Raw genomic sequence first — 17,047 nt, 5'->3', positions numbered from 1 at the left:
CAATTCATGGTTTCCGGGCAAAATGGTGACTTCGTCGACCCGTGCGAGGGCTTTGGCGTTGTCTAGTAAACCTATTGCTTCAAGGCTGGCTGGGCCACGATCGATAATGTCGCCTAAAAGCACAAGTCGACGAGTCTTGGCCTCCCTTGGAACACTCGCGAGTACTGACAGAGTGGCGCGCAAAGCACCCGCCTGACCATGGATGTCGCCAATCGTGAAGAGCTGCTCGCCGTCTACTGACTGCGGCATTGCCTTCCAGTTGCCGATCGTGGATTGAAATTCAATCACTTGGCAAAGGCTGACTTGGCTTAGAAGCCATACACTTCCATCCACTCACATTTTGCATTCTCAAAGAGCTCTCGATAGTCCTGCTCTGACAGATTGGGTAGACTGCGGCGTATCTGTCGAAGAAAGTCCGGCTCGCTTGCCCCCATCGGATTTACCGCAAATATTTCACCGAGAATTCTAAAGGCGATTATTTTTGGGTCGGAGCGATCCTGTGATCTGTTGAGGAATTTTTCAGACGCAAGCATTTCGTCGATCCGCAGATCAAGCCAAGCCGGCGTCTGTACCTCAAGCCGTGCCCGTTCGCGTTCCCGTTCAGCATCTGCGTCTTCTTGGGCGCGGCTTGTCACAATGTCTCGTAGCTCGGCTTCTTTGCCGAGCGTCAGATTTTCTGTTACCCAAGCGAGAGTATTTTCATTCCGAGCTGTCCGCCCAACATCAAAGGCCGAAAATCCAAGTGCTGCCCGTCGATTGTTGGTCTTTTCAATATACTCGGCATTCATTGGGTTTTCGCCCCGAGCGCGAGCCTTCGCTTCATAAATGCTATCGTAGGCATAGTCATACTCTTCTGGGAAAAGGGCGCCGTGAAGTTCCCGTGCCAGATTTGCAGCCTTCAATTCTTGTGGGTCCTGTGTTGGACTATTTCGCTTGCTCACTCACTTCCCTTTCATTAGCGCGCCGTCATGATGGTGGCACTTGTTATCCCAGTCGTCGAGCCCGGCGCTTTTAACAGTAGCAATGGACCCAGTGTGTTGTCGGTCGCTCCCGGTAGTTTTCCATGTCCACGATGCGGCCTACAACATGTGTGGTCAAACCCCGGGATAAGCTGAGGCTACTTCTTCGACGCTGTCATGTTCATTTTTGAGCCGCAGGTAATCGCGCACCAAGCGGGCGATGATGTCCGCGCCTTCGATCACGGGTGCCCAGCGATGATTCATTGCGGCGAGAGGATCGATCAAGCCCATCATGTTGCCTGCAATTGCGCCTGTCGAGTCGCTGTCTCCGCTGTGCAGCACAGCTATCTGAAGCGCGTCATCGAATGTCTTGCCAGCCAAGCAGGCGTAGAGTGCGATCGACAGCGCTTCTTCGGCAGTCCAGCCGCCTCCCAAGGTTTCGACTGTTTCCGGTGACCCATCGCGAGGCGCATCAAGTGCATTCCGGATCGCGCGTGCGGTTTCATGGCCGTTCTCCAGCAGGTCATATTCCCGAGCTGTCGTGGCCGCGCTTTCTTCCAGCATTCCTCCAGTTGCTACATCGGCCATAATCTCGGCCCAAGCAGCGGCGGCCAATTGACCGGTCGGATGTCCATGGGTCAAGGCTGACGTCTCGATCGCCACCGAACGCACCTGATTGCGCGGCACCATCAGTGCTGCTGGCGCAACGCGCATGATCGTGCCGCAGCCCTTGCTGTCGTTTCTTGCACGCGCTCCGAAGCTTCGGCCTTCAGCGAGGGACGAGAGACAGGTCAAGCCGGGTGCGCGTCGCGCCCAGAGCCTGCGATCAGCTATCAGGCCGACATTGTCCGTTTCCACACGGGGCTTACCGCCTTGTGTGCGATGCCAGCGCAGCAAGGCGTGATGCACCACGGATGGCGGATGACATATCCCTTTGAGCGTGCCGCGAACATGGGCCCGAATGAGACCCTCAGCGGTAAACAGCGTCATCTGGGTGTCGTCGGTGATTGCGCCCCGCAGGCCCTGATGCGGTGGCAGATCCGAAATCCCGTCTGGAAACTTGCGCCTGATTGCATCGAGCGAGAGGAATTCAATCTCGGCGCCGAGGCTGTCGCCATAGGCGCCCCCGAGAAGACTGGCATGAAGCCGAATGCCCGGTAGTCCATAATGGCGGGCGCGGCGTGTCAGCCAGCGTTCCTGCTCTTCGGTTTCGATTGCACCCGGGCGAACGGCGCGCACGTCGCTGATCGCTTGACGGGCGGACCATCCGCGTTCGATCAGCAGCAAGGCAGCGATCGTACCCGCGCGGCCCAGGCCACCACGGCAATGCACGAGGACGCGGCCACCGCGCTCCAGTGTGGCGTGCAACTGCGCCGAAATCGCAGCCCATGTGCCCATGGCCTCGTCTGTCGGTGTATCCAGATCCCGGATCGGAAACTGCACCCATTCGATGCCACGCGCCTTCACCGCTTCGCCAAGCTCGGGCACGTCCAGCATCTCGAACTCGTGGTCTTCGATCAGGCTCAAGACGGCGTTGGCACCCCATCCCTTGACCGCGTCCAGGTCGAGATCAAGGTCTCGATCCCACGCGGCACCAAAGACACTGTCGCCTTTTTTGCCGGGACAAAACGTGATGCCCAGCCGTCCGTTTCCAAGGGCTAGGTTATCAATGCGCAGGGGGTGGGTGATGCTCGTTCGAACCAATCGCGTCTCCTTCTCGTTTCGATTCGTTTTGATACTAGAGCATGGGTGCGTCAGTTTCGGACGTATGAGCCTTCAGGGTGGGTTGTAACTTTGTGCTATTCCATAAAGATTACGTTCGAGCAGGGGTTAAGGGACCACGTATCGTTTCGATTCGCTGAACAGTCTGAGGCCTTGGCTGCATGCGCCGCTCTCACCGGTGGCGAAACAAAGCGGATGTGGGCCGATGCCAGTCTTGGCGAGGAGGTGCGGATGAACGGTCTTGAGCCACTAGTGACGGTGCATTCCGGCACGGGCGCGTTTCGGGCCATCACGTCCGACCTTCTAGCAGAAACTTATCTCGCGCCGCGCCCTCAGGCGATTGATCTGAACTCTGTGCTGGCAGATGCGGCGTTCCCTTGGTCTGCCAGCATGGCTGTGGCGCCGCTTGAAACGGCTGCCGCTGTTTCAGCAGCCCTGCGGAGCCTCGCCGTGGCGACCAATGGTCTGAGCCCGGAGGAGGTTGACCTCGGCGCGCTAGATCACGAAAGCCGCCTGTACAAACACCTCGCAGCCCTCTGCGGTCTATGGCGTCAGGCCCCGGGCGCACTCCCGGAAGATCTGCAGGTCTATGCCCATGTGCTGGACTGTGTGTCTGGCGATGCTCTTGAGCCGCTTCCCTTGGTGGCAGGTGATCCGTGTGGTTTCGCGACGCCCATTGAGCGCCGTCTGCATGCGCAATTGCTGGATCATCACGGGATCGCTGACGCAGCGTTTCAGAATGAATGGGCCGCGCGCCGCGCGCCGCTGGCAACCGGCGCGGCCGAGGGTACAAGCTTGTGGCGGGCGCAGCAGGGTTTGACGGGCGCGTCCATCCCGTCTGGGCCGCTGGACGACAGCTTGGCTTTCTTCGCCCTGCGTGATGAGGCGGAGGAGGCCGATTTTGCAGTGGCGCGGGCGCAGCGCCTGATCGATCAAGGCGTCTTGCCGAATGAGATCGGTCTGCTGGTGCCCGACGAGGTCGGCTATTTTGTGCAACTCCGTCGCGCATTCGATTCTGCTGGCGTTCCGCTTTCGGGCTTGCCCACCCAGCCCGACCGCCGCGACATCGCAAGCGAAACACTCCTTCAGCTCCTCTTGTGTTTCCAGTCCCCCGCACCGGCCATGGCGCTTGCCAGCCTCTATATCTCGCCTTTGATGCCTTGGTTGTCCGAGACGGGGCTTCAGCTCTCGCGAGAGGTCATGCAGGGCCGGTTCGAGCCCTTTGCTGCCAGGTCACTGACTGGGCGCGCGCAGAGGTTCTACAAACTTGTGCGAAGCAATATTGCGCAGACACCAGACGGTATCCTGCAAGCCCTGGAGCAGGCTGCCCAGCTTTTGAGTGATGCAGCCGAGCAGCGAGAGGCTGTTGCTGCATTCCGCGCGAAGATGGGAACGATGCGTGCCGCGCTGTCTCAGAGCCGCTCTCTGGATTGGAACGCGCTCTACCGAGTTGCGACACCCGCCACGCCCAAGCCTTCCCCCTCGGAGGCTTTTGTCGAGGGCGTGAGCGTGTTCACGGAAGGTGCGATGCCGTGGCGCCCAGCGCGACACCTTATTGCCATGGGCATGAGCGGCAATCGCTGGCCGCGTGCAGTTTCTGCGTCGCCGCTCTTTCTCGACGGCGAGCTTAGGCTCCTGCGCGAAAAAACCGGCCTTCATATTGAAACGCGCGGGGATGTGCTGGCGCGGCGTCTCGAAAAGCTTCGCCGCCAGTTCCTCTGCGCCTCGGACTCCTTGACCCTCTTGCGCCCTGCCTTCGCGCCGAATGGCAGCCGTCAAGCTCCTGCGGCGGCCCTGTCGCTGGTGGCGCGCACTGTTGGGAATGGCGAAAAGGGGACCGAGGATGCTGAGGCGTTGATCCACGATCTGCGTGCTCTCCCGCGCGAGCGCTGGCCGTTTGCGCACAGAGTTGTCGAGGCAGCTACAGATCTGCAGCCCAGCGCCGTGCCGGAAGATGGCATCCTGCACCTGGGTCGCGATCTGCTCCGCCGTCGCCTTGCCGATGATGGACGCATGCGCCCGCAGTCGCCCAGCCGGTTGGAAACGCTCATGGTCAGCCCGCTTGCCTGGAGCCTGTCCGAGTTCGGCGCGGAACCTGTGACCTGGGCCCCTGATGGGCTTAACGTCATGGTTGCAGGCACCATCGCGCATGACGTGCTGGAGTTTCTGTTTCCCAAGGATGCGCCGTTGCCAGATCATGACCAGATCGAGGCCGCGGTGCCGGAGTTGCTCTCCTCGGCCATCCGGAAATATGCGCCGTTCCTGCAGCGGTCGATCTGGGCCGTCGAACGTGAGGGTCTGCTTCGCGATATCCGAACGGCGGCCCATGCTTGGCGCAATACCCTTGAAGGCCTTGGTGCCCGCGTGATTGACAATGAGATCGGTCTTCAGGGCGAGGCACTCGGCATCCTGCTACGCGGACGCGCGGACTGCCTTCTTCAACTGAAAGATGGCAGCCTTCTGGTCGTGGATCACAAGAAAAGCGGCACGCCCAAACGCCGCGCGCGCCTTGAAGCAGGCTGGGATCTGCAGCTCGGCCTCTACCGCGAAATGCTCAAACGGCCCGAACGAACTGGCGAAGTCCTAGAGGCTGCCTTGGCAGGCAGCCCCAGGATTGGGGTCGCCTACCACCTGATTAACGACCAGGGCGTTCTGCTCGAAGGGCTGGAGCCACCCGATGGCGTCGTCACCGTCGTGGAAGGCGGGATATCCGTGCAGGCCATGGATCTTCTGATCACGCGGCTTGCTGAGGTGGGCTCAGGGCAGATCCGCCTCAACAGCGAAGATGACCGGAAGTTCTTTGAGAAAACGGCGAACCTTGCACCTTACGCGCTGGATGCCTCGCCACTTGTCTCGCGGTTCATGATGCCTGGCACCGAGGCCGATGACAGCATGGAGGACATCGATGACTGAGATGCTGACCATCGTTCCGGCCGGGGCTGGCTCGGGGAAGACCTTTCGGATCAAATCGGACCTGACCAATTGGGTCAAAGAAAACCTTGTTGGACCAGATCGCATTCTGGCGGTGACGTTCACGGAAGCTGCGGCTGCCGAGCTGCGTGGCCGTATCCGGGCGAGCCTTCTGGCCGAGGGTATGGTTGAGGAAGCCCTGGCTGTCGAACAGGCTTATGTCTCGACCATCCACGGGCTGGGTTTGCGGATCCTGTCGGAACACGCGTTCGCTGCTGGGGCCTCACCGCAACCGCGTGCGTTGGCTGAGGCGGAGCGGGATCTTCTGATCCGTCAGGCCATGGCGCATGCGGAGGCGCTCGACGCCGTCAAAGCCGACCTGCCGCGCTTTGGGTACCGGTCGAGCTTCTTCTCGAATGCGAGCCAGGAAGACAGTTTCCGCGGCAGGATCCTGACCACGATCGATCTGCTGAGAGGACTTGGCGACAACGGCAATGACCCGCAACTGGCGGACGCAGCTGTCGCCCGCCTGCGGGATCTCTATGGTCGGGTGGAGCCCGACGGGGCGCCCCTAGAGGTGCGGCTCCTTGCGGCGATTGAGGCGCTGTTGGCTGGGTTTCCCAACGATCTTACCGCCCATGCAACGTCAGACGCGGCGCGCACAGCGTTTGGAAAAGACTTCCGCAACATGAAGCGCGCCCAGCGCCCTGGGGAGCTCCGCCGGGATTGGGGGCTTTGGAAAGCCCTTAGTGAGTTGCGTCAATCGAAGAGGGGAGCACCCACACCGGATGGCTATGATGCATTGTCTGATGAGGTGATTGCGGCGGCCGCGGATATCGCGGTCCACCCCGGTCCTTTGGAGGACGCTTGTGCGCATTTGACAGCGCTCATACATGGCGCCCAGGAAGTGATGTCGAAATACGCTGAGATGAAGCGTGAAGCGGGCGTCATCGACTATGCCGACATGATTTGCGATGCCGAGCGCTTGTTGCGGACGCGCCGGGAAATCCTCGACGCGCTTTTGTCCGAAGTCGATTGCGTCATCATCGACGAGTTTCAGGACACGAACCCGGTGCAGTTCGCGCTTCTCTGGCGCATCGCGCAATCCGCCAAGCGCGTGCTGATCGTGGGAGACACCAAGCAGTCGATCATGGGTTTCCAGGGGGCCGACCCCCGCCTGAGCGAGGCGCTCGAGCGACAGAATCCGGACGCGGCCTCGCCCCTCACGGGCAACTGGCGCTCTGATCCGCGGCTGATGCAGATGGTGAACGCGATTTCGGCGGGGCTGTTCGGAGAGGCTTATGTTCCTCTGGTTCCGCAGCGGCCGGAAACCGGCCAGACCTTCGCGGAGATCCTGCGCATTTCAGAAGGGCGCCGATCGAAGAAATCGCGCCCCGAGGAACATGTGGCGGCACGCATTGCCGATATCCTCGCAGAGGCTGGGCCGGTGGTAGAGCGGGAGAGTAATCCCAAGGCGCCGACATTCCGCCCTGTCGAGCCGCGCGACATTGCCATTCTGGCGCCGACCCATTCGATGGCGACGCGCTATGCGACGGCGCTCAAGCGCCAAGGTGTCCCGGTTCGGATCAGCGCAACAGGCTGGCTGGACTCGCCTGCTGTGATGGCGGCGCGCAACGGGCTGGCCTTCGCTGTGGATCCCACGGATCGCCACGCGGCCCTTGCGCTCCTGACACTCGGCCCATCATCCATGCCTCTTCAGCAGGCGATGAGCCTGCTTGCCAATGGTGGATTGGAAACCTGTGCCGAGCTTGCGGGATTGCGGGCCTTGGCCGAGACTGCACCTGCTATGCCGCTGGAAACGCTGCTCCCGCAGGTGCTCAGCGCTGCGGGTGTCCTCGCTTGGGCAGCGCGCATGCCAGAGGCGGCGCAAGCCCATGCGGACCTGATGCGGCTCTCCGCAGAGGTCAGCGAATTCGTCTCGGCCCACCGTGACTTCAAGGCCGCGGCTGGTTTCCATGGCGCGAGCGCGCAGGTTTTTCTGGGCTGGCTGGAGGCGCGCCGCGAGGAACGCGATTTCGACCGCCACCCCGACCCAGGCCAGAGCGCTGGACAGGGCGTCGAGATTGTCACTTGGCATGCCTCGAAGGGGCGGGAATGGCCGATCACCGTGGTTGTCGGTCTCGACAAGAAGATTGGGGAAAAGCCCGGCACGTTGCGCGCCGAATTCACGGATTTCAGCGATCTGAGTGCCATCCTTGAACGGGCGCTCCTGATCTGGACGCCTGACCTGCCCATCAAGGAAAAGAAGGACGCCTTTATTGCCGATCGCCGCGCAGCCTCAGAGGCAGATGCGCGCCGACTGCTTTATGTGGCGCTGACCCGTGGGCGCGATCGGTTGATCCTTGAGTGGCCAGATTTTGCGTTGCAGAGAATCGGCGAGAGCGAAGGTCCAGCGAACCACGCTGAAATGCTGGTGCTGGAGGCCGGCATGGAGCCGGAGGCTGGAAGCCTGAAAATCGGCGGTGCCAGCTTCCCCGCGCGCATCGTGATGTGCAGCGCTGAGGCCCCAGGCATGTTGGAAGCGTCCGGCGTGCAAGAAGCGTCGGAAAGGCTGGCCTTTGGTGAGCTGCGGTCGATGCTCGAGATGCAGCAGACGGCATGGCGCGTCCGGCCCTCATCAATTGTGCAGGATCCGCTGCCTCAAGTTCAGACACACATCGTCCAGATGGACGTCCCGCCACAGGCTGTCTCCCTCGTGGCGACAGCCAGCGAGCGTGGCACCGCTCTTCACAGGGCAATGCGCGTTCTCTTGCTGCGCCCGGATTTGCGCCTGCGCCTATCTGCGGCCACGGGCTTTGACGAAGCAACGCTGGACGTGTTGCAGGCACAGGCGGACGCGCTCAAGAAATGGCTGACGTCCGAGGGCTATACGCAGATCGAGAGCGAGGTGCCGATCCAGAAGCGCGAGGTATCGGGCGCGGAATTTAATGGGATCATTGATCTTCTCGCGACGGGCGACGGGAAACGACTGATCCTGGATCACAAGAGTGGTGCGGGAAGCTTTGCGGGTTACTTCGCGCAGCTGGATGCCTATCGAAGCGTTCTCGCGGAGCAGGTCGAGGCCATCAAACCTGACGTGGCAATCCACTGGGTAGACAGGGCTGAGTTGGAAATTCTTGTCCTCAATAAACCAAGATGAAGCGTGGGAGGCTGTGGCAGCAAGTGTGCTACTGATTGGCGCGCGAAGTGGCTCGCTGCTAGCGCATATTACCCATAAGGCCTATCGATTTGGCGTAACGACCACTCTCGAAAGCGGGACACATAGTCAGGATCGGAAAGAAGCTGCGCAGCATATTGGAGGTCCTTGATCACGGCATCAATGACTTGGCCTGTTGGAACCCCCTCCTCGGGGCCAATGTCGGTGTACTGATAGATGTGACCGGGTTCATTGATTTGACTTGGTGCATAGCTGAGCAAAAGCTTGTTTATTTGCTGGCTGGTTGAAATGACCTGTCTGCTCTTGAAGAAGCCTTCTCGTCTGTCAGGCAATTGAAAAAACCCATCCCTGTGGGCGCGCCCAAGCATCCACTTCCATTGATCCGTTTCGCTGATGAATTTGACAATCTCTCCTTGGTTTTTTCCCTCTGCGCGATTTGGCACTCTGAATCCACGGAAAGAAACCATTCGCCGGTACTGGTTTCCCTGGATGTGAACTCCCAACGAAAGTTCAGGATGCTTCTTGTGACTAGGGTTGAAAATCTGGATCGCTCCGCCAACATGAGCTTGCTTACGATCAAATCCATGACGAAAATGTGGTGTAAACTTGGAAAAAGATAGGCCGTCAGATCGCCGTCTCATCTCCTCACATAGCTTGCTGGCACGATGTTTCTCGATCGTATCAAGGAAACGCAACTCGTCCAGTAAACGATCTACACGTTTGCATGAGGCTTCCTCTCCTGGCCGATTGAACAAAAAATAGCGGGACTTGACATCTATTTCAGTAACCTGCCGAACTAATTCAGTCAGATCGTGGCACAGGTCTATATAGTTTTGAATCAAAACATGATGCGCGGGTGTAACCTTGCAGCCAGAGGCGAGGTCGTTGATTTTGTTGGCCAGTTCTGCCAAGTCGGTGATCTTCCATGGTGCTGGCATTCCAAATGGGGCTTCTGTCAATGAAATCAGAAGCTTCTCTGGAGAATCGCCCAAACTCTCAATATTATTCTGAGCGGTCTCGTTATATTTTACGAGCTGATCGACTTTCGGCGTGTCTTTCACCTTCACTTCAACTATGAGCGAACTCGGGGCGCATTGATCCTTGAAAACTATCACTAGGTCAAAGCTATATTTTTCCCGATGAATTTCAAAATCTCGCTGCGTGCCTGAGCGTGTCAGGGCCGAAATCATCGCGGGGTATTCTTTAAGGAGCCATGCCAGAAAATTGGAGTGAAAGAGTTCGCGAGAACCCAAGGAAAGCGCAAAGAATGCATTCTTGCTCAGTCGGGCCTTCATGTCATTGAGTTCTTTCATTTGCGCGGCCTTCTTGATGTACTTAGGATTTTATTTTGATTTATTGGTGCTCTGGGTGGTTTTGTATTCGTGATGCATTCAATTGCCTCGCGAATGTCGTGCGCAAAATTTCCGGCGCGATGACCCGGACCTGATCCCCCCACCTGAACAAATGCCAGCACATTTCGCGCAGCCCCCCTGCGCGGAATGACACCGTCAAACTCCCGTCGGGTTCGTCAGTCATGACTTGTGTCGGATGGAAAAGATAAAGGCGCGCGTCGGGCGCCGCTTCGGGTGTGAAGCGCCAAACGACATCGTAGACGTCTTCCTGCCAGATCCCGAAGGATCGCTGCATCCAGGCGCCAAGGTTGAAATCGGCCGGCCGCTCAAAAATATCTTCCGACAGCTCGATCCGCTCAAAACCTGCCAAGGCAAAGAGGCGCACGTCCTGCGCGTAGTCGCTGAACGCAACAAGATACTGGCGCCCCTCACCGAGCAGCATCGCAAGAGGGCCGAGGCGCGCGTTGCGGCTCAAAAGGCCAGTTGCACGCGCGCGATGATCGACAGTGATCCAAGCTCCCGCAAGGATCGCTTCGCGGAGCGTATTCAGCGTTTCCTCTGGAATGCGTTCTCGCGGACCTGGGCGAAGGGCGACGCCATCTGCTTCCAGCAGCGCCGCAATGTCGGGCTCAAGCCGCGCTCGTTTCGGCCCCGGTAGTCGCGCACGAAGACGATCTGAGAGCGCATTGAGGTGATCCGCCGTGACGAGGTCGCCGGACTGGCGCGCGAGTTCTGCGCCGCGATGAAGGGCTGCGATATCGTCGACGTTCGGGTCGGCAAGGCGGCCTGCGGTACCTGGTGGCAGTCGCCACCGCTTCCGCCCTCCAGGCTCCACAAGTTCCTCGGTTTGTGGAAAGGCGTCGCGGATGGCATCGCGCATCCGTTCCGCTGTCCTGCGCGACACCTCAAAGGTCTCGCCGATGTCGTCGAGGGACAGACCATCAGCGCGGCCCTGCATTTGCATGGCCAGCCTTACCAGATCTGCCAAACGGCCATAACGCATTGGCGCCCCTCCATTTACCGCAGAGTGACCGAAACGCGTCATGGCTTCAAGCCGAGCCAATTCTGTGACTGCTCGTGCCGCATTGGATTGAACCCCTCGATCAGCTTGCCGCACGAAACCCGATCGGGTTTCTTGTATTGGGCTTTGCGGCTTGCTCGCGGCGCAGTTCACCAAGGAGCGCGTCGGGCTGCGTGATGCCCAGCAGCTTCGATCGCTTGGCAACAACTGCGAAATCCCCGGGCGTCAATTGGTCGAGGGCCCAAAGCCCAGAGGGCGGATCGGACTTAAAGAAGCGACGGAAGCACGTCTCACGCTGCTGGGCGCTCAGCGGCAAGAAGCCGATCTTTAGACTGAAACGCCGCGCGGTGGCTGGCTCCAACTGTTCGACTAGGTTGGTAGTGCAGGCGAAGGGCAGGGGGTGGCTTTCCATCCAGGTGAGCATCTCGTTGACCTGCGAGATTTCCCAGCGATGCGTTGCGCCATCGCGCGCACCCAAGAGCGAGTCCGCCTCGTCGAACACCAGGAACGCGCTGGTGTCGCGCGCTTCGGCAAAGGCATCTGCGATGTTTCGTTCGCTCCCGCCGACATAGCGATCGAGCAGATCAGAGGCACGCCGCTCGAGGACCGGCATCTGCATGCGCTCTGCGAGGTAGCGCGCAAAGGCACTCTTGCCGGTTCCGGGAGGACCGCTGAGGCAAAGCCCACCGGTATTGGTGGGACCGCAGGCAACGAACCGTTCCGTGATCAGTGCAAGGTCATGGTCGGCATTAGCCAGTTCAGGCTCGAACCTGACGCTGCTGGGTGCTGCAAGCGGGGTGTGCCCCCCGCGCACGGCCCGCGAAATCGCCGCGGCCGCAAACTTGACGTCTTCTGCTCCGCCGCGCGTGATCCGCGCCGCGCGAAGGGCGCTGTCAGCAAGTGCGGGCGCATCCTCCATGCTATGGGCAAGTTCAAGGCAGAGGTCTTTGGGCAGTGGAACCCGGTGCTGCTCTGCGAGCTTCTCCCAAATGCGGCCGCGCACGGAAACCGGCGGCGTCCTCAGTTCCAGCGTGAAGGATATCCGCCGCAGAAATGCTGGATCGCAATCGCTGATATTGTTGGTCGTCCACAAGGTCGGGACCGGGTTGTTCTCCAGTAGTCGGTTGAAATGCACCTTTGATCCGGCGCGGCGCAGGGACAGACCAAAGACCCCATTGTCGAGACCCGGAAGCAGATCCTCCATCTCGTCGAAGAGGATCAGGCTGTTGCCCTGATCGCTGAGCAACCGCTGGCCGAGGCGCAGCTGCTGCAAGCGCTCAAACCGAGATGGCTCGTCCCCGTCGTCATCGGCCTCGCCCACAGCATGAAGCCCAGCGCCGAGACGCACCGCCAGCGCCTTGCAGAACTCGGTCTTGCCGGTTCCTGGCACCCCGTGCAGGAGGATGTTTACGCCCTTTTCGCGCCGCTCAAGCGCGCCGCGGAGCAGGCGGAATGCAAAGTCACGGCCAGCGCCTAGATGCGCGAAATCCTCCCATTCCACCGATGCGGCACCAACTCGGGCAAAAAGTTTGCCCAGAATGTCACTCAGGGTGCGTGAGGGCGGGTCCAGTGCCACGAGAAGGCGGTCGGAGGGAAAGAGCCCAAGGCCGCTCAGGGGCGGTTTATCGAACTGCAAGAGGCCGGAGACCACCAACCGCTCAGTCGGTGCAAGGGCACGCCGCACGCTGGCGGCGGGCAGTCCTGAAAGCTGGGTGACCGCATCCAGAACCGGGATCCGTGCATCATCGACCAGAGAGTTGCACAGAGACTTCACGGGTCCGGACCGCCCAGCGCGAACCGCCAGTTCGAAGATGGCGCGCTCATCCGCGTTCAGCCCGACATGGTTTGCCAGGAGGGTAACGTTTTCAGCCAAGACATCCGGTTTAGGCAGCGCGGCCGATGCGACGCGATCAGCGAGCCGTTTCCGCAGGTTGGACCACACGGGAGCAGGGACGCCCTTCTTCCTGAAACTGTCGATGTCCGGATCCCAGTCGAACCCCAGATCCTGATCCTCGACCCAGCTTGAAAGCTCCTGGGCCACGACACTGCGGGCGGGAAAGCCGTGGGCAACCCGAAAAGCCAGATCAATCAAGAATCGCTGCTCGTATCTGTTCGTCATGTAGCCTCCATGGTGACGAACAACATGTAATGCTCGCATGCGTCAAAATCGGACGCATCGAGTGCGGCCAAGTTGCATATCCGCGTGACCTGTCCAATTAATCTGCCTATACAAGCTTATGAACTTTGCATTTTTCGATCTCGAGACCACCGGCATCTCGCCCGCGTTCGACCATCCCTTGCAATTCGCAGCGATCCTCACGGATGCCGAATTCAGGGAGATCGAGCGGGTGAACCTGCGCTGCCGTTTGGCACCCCATATCATTCCGTCGCCGCAGGCCTTGGCGGTCACCGGGGTGCGGCCGCATCAACTGATCGATCCCGAGCTGCCGAACCTGTTCGCGTTTGCCCAAGCGCTGACTGCGCTGGTGGCGCGTTGGTCGCCTGCGATCTGGACCGGGTTCAACAGCATCCGCTTCGATGAAGAGATGCTGCGCCAGATGTTCTATCAGAATCTGCAACCCGAGATTTTCGCCACGCAGTTCAACGGCAATACGCGCTTCGACATCATGACGGCCGTCTTTGCTGTGTTTCAGCGCCGGTCCGATCTGCTCAAGTGGCCGGTGGATGAGACCGGCCGCGTCCGCTTCAAGCTCGATCGGCTGGCTCCGGAAAATGGCTTTGAGGGGCACAACGCTCATGATGCCTTGGGGGATGTGGAGGCCACGATCCACCTTGCGCGGCTGATCGCCGAGCGAGCGCCCGACCTCTGGGCACAGCTGCTTGCAAATCGTGACAAGGGGCATGTCCAGGCGCAACTTGACCGGTTTGAGCCTCTCGAGCTGGTTGGACGCTTTGGGGGCGGCCCACCGTCGGCAATCATGGGCTGCCTTTGCGGTTATGCTGCAAAAAACCCGAACCAGGGATATCTCTTCGATCTTGATGCGATGGACCCACAAGAGCTGATCACAGCGTCCGACGAAGACTTGATGGCCGCCATGGACGCAGAACCTCGTCCCCTGCGTTCGATCTCGATCAACAAGGTGCCGATGCTCTTGCCGCCCGCGACCGTGACGGATGAACAGCGGCGGCGTGCTCAGGTACTCTCAGGGCAGCCCGAGCTGCGTCAGCGGCTCATCGCGGCGATGACGGCGCGCTTTCCAACTGACCCCGATGCCGCTCCGCAGCATGTCGAACAGCAGATTTTCAACGGCTTCTATGGCTGGAACGACAAGGTGCGTCTGAAGGAGTTTCAGGAAGCGGATTGGTCACGGCGGCAAGAAATCGTGGCTACCTTCGAAGATGCCCGGTTGCGCCAGCTTGGTTCCAGGCTGGTCGCATTTTATGCGCCCAACCTGCTGTCAGATAATGAGCGTCGCCGGTACCTTGCATGGCGCCGCGAGCGCTGGAATGCACCGGCGGACACCGAGGTTGAGTGGATGACCCTCGAGAAGGCCAGTCAAGCGCTCCTGGAGATGCAAGCGGCGCCAGTTCAGGATCCTTCCATGATCGAAGAAATCGAAGCATTCATGGCGGGGCTGGTGTCCAGCACCGCAAACGCGGAGTTAGGCTGAATATGCCAGCGCTGCAGAATGATCCGGATATTCGGGAAGGTTTGTTCAGCCTCGAGGAAAAGCTGACCATCCAGCAAGTGCGGTTTGTGGCCGAGCGCTTGCGCGATTTACTGACCCGGTATCGCACAGCCTCGCGCGACGAGCGTGCCAAACCAATCGAATGGGCCGAATGGTCTGCCTTCATTGATGCGGCCTATTCCTGTGGATTCGTGTGCCGCGATGGCGGAGAGGACATGGGAGACCGGGAAAAAATGCCGGTGCCGGAGTTCATGCGAAGGCTCGAAGGCGATCTCAGGCTAGTTGACACCCTCTGCCTGCGCGATCTGCGCAGGATTCTGCACTACATCATGAGAAGCGAGCGCTGGGGCGACGGTGGCGCTGGTACGGGTGGCGGAGCCGTCTGGGGGCTGATCACGTCGCGGCTTGGCGATGCGATAGCGCGTAGATTGGGGGCGTAGCGACGATGGCTCAGGTATCGGACGAATTTGATTACTTGCGGGACAAGCATCGGCAGCTGCGCGCGCAGAATTCCCCGGAGCTAAACCTACGCACGCATCGCTCCATCAGCTGGATTGCGCGGGCGGGTGCCTTGATCGACGACGATCCCGATGCTGCGTTCATCTTTAGCTGGATTGCCTTCAACGCTGCCTACGCCAAGGACATGGGGGATGACCCAGGATCATTTGCGCGCGCGGATTTTCAGAATTTCTTCGATGCCCTTGTCAGGTGCGACCCCAAGGGCCGCATTGCCCATGAGATCTGGTATCAGTTCGAGGGCGTGGTGGCTGAGCTGCTGGACAACAAGTACATTTTCAGCCCGTTCTGGAAATTCCATAATGGCGACGCCCAGTATGACAACTGGCAGGTGCGATTTGAAAACGCCAAGAAGGCCGCGCAACATGCGATTGAAGGCCAAGAAACCGCGAAGCTGCTGAGCATCCTCTTCGACAGGCTCTATGTCTTGCGCAACCAACTCGTACATGGTGGCGCGACCTGGAACAGCCAGGTGAACCGAAAGCAGGTGCGTGATGGCGCGGAACTCCTGCTGAGCCTTCTGCCCGTCTTTGTCGACACGATGATGTCGAACCCCAACGAAGATTGGGGTGCGCCATATTATCCCGTCGTGGATTGATGGGGTGATCAGGTGTCGGAGACTGCCGCAGGTCTGCTTTTTCTCATCGTCGCCGGCATGGTTGCGATAGGGCTGCTTGTCCTCCTCTTTCGCATCCTGACCAGCCGCCTGTTCCTAAACCTGTCAGCGCTTCTGGCGCTCGCCTTTCTGGCTTTTCTCGCGGTCTTGATTGGCTGGGGTGGGTAAGAACATGATTGAGAAAGTGGTGCCCTTGGCCAACGCGTAAGACTGAGGCTGAGGCCGTGGTAGTTGTAACGGTACTGAAGCGTCATCAACGGCAATTGGCGCAAGCAATCAGAATGCCAACCATACGGGGTAAACATGGCGCTGAAGCAGGATGACTTTAAAATCCCACAGGACAAGCTCGACGAGCTGAACACAGCAATTGAGCGAGCAGTGTCGGACTATTTTGCACTTAGCCCAGAAGCAGACCCACTTGATGGCATGTCTGTGACTTTCAATTTTGCCTTCGGGTTCGGACGCGAACTGGACGCGCATGTGGCGGGAAAGATCATTTCCGTCCAATTGGATTGAGCGGCGTGAGACAGACTATGTTTGGCATCGGCAAAAGAGACGTAGTCGGCAAGTAGGTGAGCATCGAGCACCGGGGCAAATATTCGCATGCCTCTCGCACGGGCTGCGTGATCTTGGGTGCGCATCGGTTCGCGATCTGGGTTGAGCCGCAAGTCGCAAGATGGGCGCCCTGAGGACGATCGCAGCAGCACGCCTCGCCGTGTGCATCGCCACTTGTCATGCGTAGGGGGGAGTATCCTAAACTCTGTGTATCTGACCCGGCCCATGCGGTTTTCAGATACGGTCAGGCGTCGAAGCGCCCGGCGAACATTATGGCTAGCTGATTGCGGGCCGCAACCCATTCCCGGACAGCGCGGCCGCCCTTCTCGAAGTTGCGGATGGCCAGGAAGATCAGCTTCGTGGCGGCCTCCTCGGTCGGGAATGAGCCCTTGGTCTTCAGCGTTTTCCGCAGCACCCGGTTCAGCGACTCAACGGCATTGGTGGTGTAGATGATCTTCCGGATCGCGGCGCTGAAGGCGTAGAACGGCGTGACCTCGGCCCATGCCCGGCGCAGATGCACGATACGATCTCTCAGGAACAAATCTTCGATTTCCATCGCAGGACCACG

At 59.7% G+C, this 17,047-nt stretch carries 14 protein-coding genes; 7 read left to right on the top strand and 7 right to left on the bottom strand.

Translation table 11 applies throughout. The annotated features are described in order from the left end of the window. The 3 genes from ACK8OU_RS18675 to ACK8OU_RS18665 form a co-directional block, all read right to left on the bottom strand. A partial coding sequence (locus tag ACK8OU_RS18675) for a metallophosphoesterase (RefSeq protein WP_410304863.1) occupies nt 1-288 on the bottom strand: 288 nt, incomplete at its 3' end. Between the two features lie 20 nt (nt 289-308). Continuing rightward, the gene (locus ACK8OU_RS18670; RefSeq protein WP_410304862.1) at nt 309-941 is read right to left on the bottom strand and encodes a hypothetical protein; all 633 of its coding nucleotides are present in this window, start codon (nt 939-941) and stop codon (nt 309-311) included. Between the two features lie 153 nt (nt 942-1,094). Then, the gene (locus tag ACK8OU_RS18665) at nt 1,095-2,663 is read right to left on the bottom strand and encodes an ADP-ribosylglycohydrolase family protein (RefSeq protein WP_410304861.1); all 1,569 of its coding nucleotides are present in this window, start codon (nt 2,661-2,663) and stop codon (nt 1,095-1,097) included. A gap of 249 nt (nt 2,664-2,912) precedes the next feature. On the opposite strand from ACK8OU_RS18665, the gene ACK8OU_RS18660 reads away from it, so the two are divergent. Both ACK8OU_RS18660 and ACK8OU_RS18655 read left to right on the top strand, forming a co-directional pair. Next, nucleotides 2,913-5,594: a PD-(D/E)XK nuclease family protein gene (locus ACK8OU_RS18660; RefSeq protein WP_410304860.1), complete on the top strand. Its 2,682-nt coding sequence runs from the start codon at nt 2,913-2,915 to the stop codon at nt 5,592-5,594. Next, the gene (locus ACK8OU_RS18655) at nt 5,587-8,751 is read left to right on the top strand and encodes a UvrD-helicase domain-containing protein (RefSeq protein ID WP_410304859.1); all 3,165 of its coding nucleotides are present in this window, start codon (nt 5,587-5,589) and stop codon (nt 8,749-8,751) included. Before ACK8OU_RS18660 ends, ACK8OU_RS18655 begins: the two co-directional genes overlap by 8 nt. 68 nt (nt 8,752-8,819) lie before the next feature. Here ACK8OU_RS18655 and ACK8OU_RS18650 read toward each other — a convergent pair whose 3' ends face one another. The 3 genes from ACK8OU_RS18650 to ACK8OU_RS18640 all read right to left on the bottom strand — a co-directional run bounded on the left by ACK8OU_RS18650 (nt 8,820) and on the right by ACK8OU_RS18640 (nt 13,261). Further along, nucleotides 8,820-10,082, bottom strand: coding sequence for a PDDEXK-like family protein (locus ACK8OU_RS18650; RefSeq protein ID WP_410304858.1), 1,263 nt, complete (start codon nt 10,080-10,082; stop codon nt 8,820-8,822). 40 nt (nt 10,083-10,122) lie between these two features. Next, complete coding sequence (locus ACK8OU_RS18645; RefSeq protein WP_410304857.1) at nt 10,123-11,124, bottom strand: helix-turn-helix transcriptional regulator; 1,002 nt, start codon at nt 11,122-11,124, stop codon at nt 10,123-10,125. A 100-nt stretch (nt 11,125-11,224) separates the two neighbouring features. After that, nucleotides 11,225-13,261 carry an AAA family ATPase gene (locus ACK8OU_RS18640; protein WP_410304856.1) on the bottom strand — a complete coding sequence of 679 codons (2,037 nt, stop codon included), beginning with the start codon at nt 13,259-13,261 and terminating at the stop codon, nt 11,225-11,227. 118 nt (nt 13,262-13,379) lie between these two features. Between ACK8OU_RS18640 and ACK8OU_RS18635 the strand changes: the two genes are divergently transcribed. The 5 genes from ACK8OU_RS18635 (at nt 13,380) to ACK8OU_RS18615 (ending at nt 16,440) form a co-directional block, all read left to right on the top strand. After that, nucleotides 13,380-14,774, top strand: coding sequence for an exonuclease domain-containing protein (locus tag ACK8OU_RS18635; protein WP_410304855.1), 1,395 nt, complete (start codon nt 13,380-13,382; stop codon nt 14,772-14,774). Between the two features lie 2 nt (nt 14,775-14,776). Next, the gene (locus ACK8OU_RS18630; RefSeq protein ID WP_410304854.1) at nt 14,777-15,232 is read left to right on the top strand and encodes a hypothetical protein; all 456 of its coding nucleotides are present in this window, start codon (nt 14,777-14,779) and stop codon (nt 15,230-15,232) included. 5 nt (nt 15,233-15,237) lie between these two features. Beyond that, nucleotides 15,238-15,906: a hypothetical protein gene (locus ACK8OU_RS18625; RefSeq protein WP_410304853.1), complete on the top strand. Its 669-nt coding sequence runs from the start codon at nt 15,238-15,240 to the stop codon at nt 15,904-15,906. A gap of 12 nt (nt 15,907-15,918) precedes the next feature. Next, complete coding sequence (locus ACK8OU_RS18620) at nt 15,919-16,092, top strand: hypothetical protein (protein ID WP_410304852.1); 174 nt, start codon at nt 15,919-15,921, stop codon at nt 16,090-16,092. Between the two features lie 135 nt (nt 16,093-16,227). Then, nucleotides 16,228-16,440 (top strand): hypothetical protein, encoded by a 213-nt coding sequence (locus ACK8OU_RS18615; protein WP_410304851.1) that lies wholly within the window; start codon nt 16,228-16,230, stop codon nt 16,438-16,440. 283 nt (nt 16,441-16,723) lie between these two features. Here the strand turns inward: ACK8OU_RS18615 and ACK8OU_RS18610 are convergent. Then, the coding region (locus ACK8OU_RS18610) for a transposase (RefSeq protein ID WP_410304850.1) at nt 16,724-17,047 on the bottom strand (324 nt) is incomplete at its 5' end.

Origin of the sequence: Pontitalea aquivivens (genome assembly GCF_046507575.1) — a bacterium.
GTDB lineage: Bacteria > Pseudomonadota > Alphaproteobacteria > Rhodobacterales > Rhodobacteraceae > Pontitalea > Pontitalea aquivivens.
Note: the sequence above shows the minus strand (reverse complement) of the source record. Positions and strands in the feature narration are given on the sequence as shown.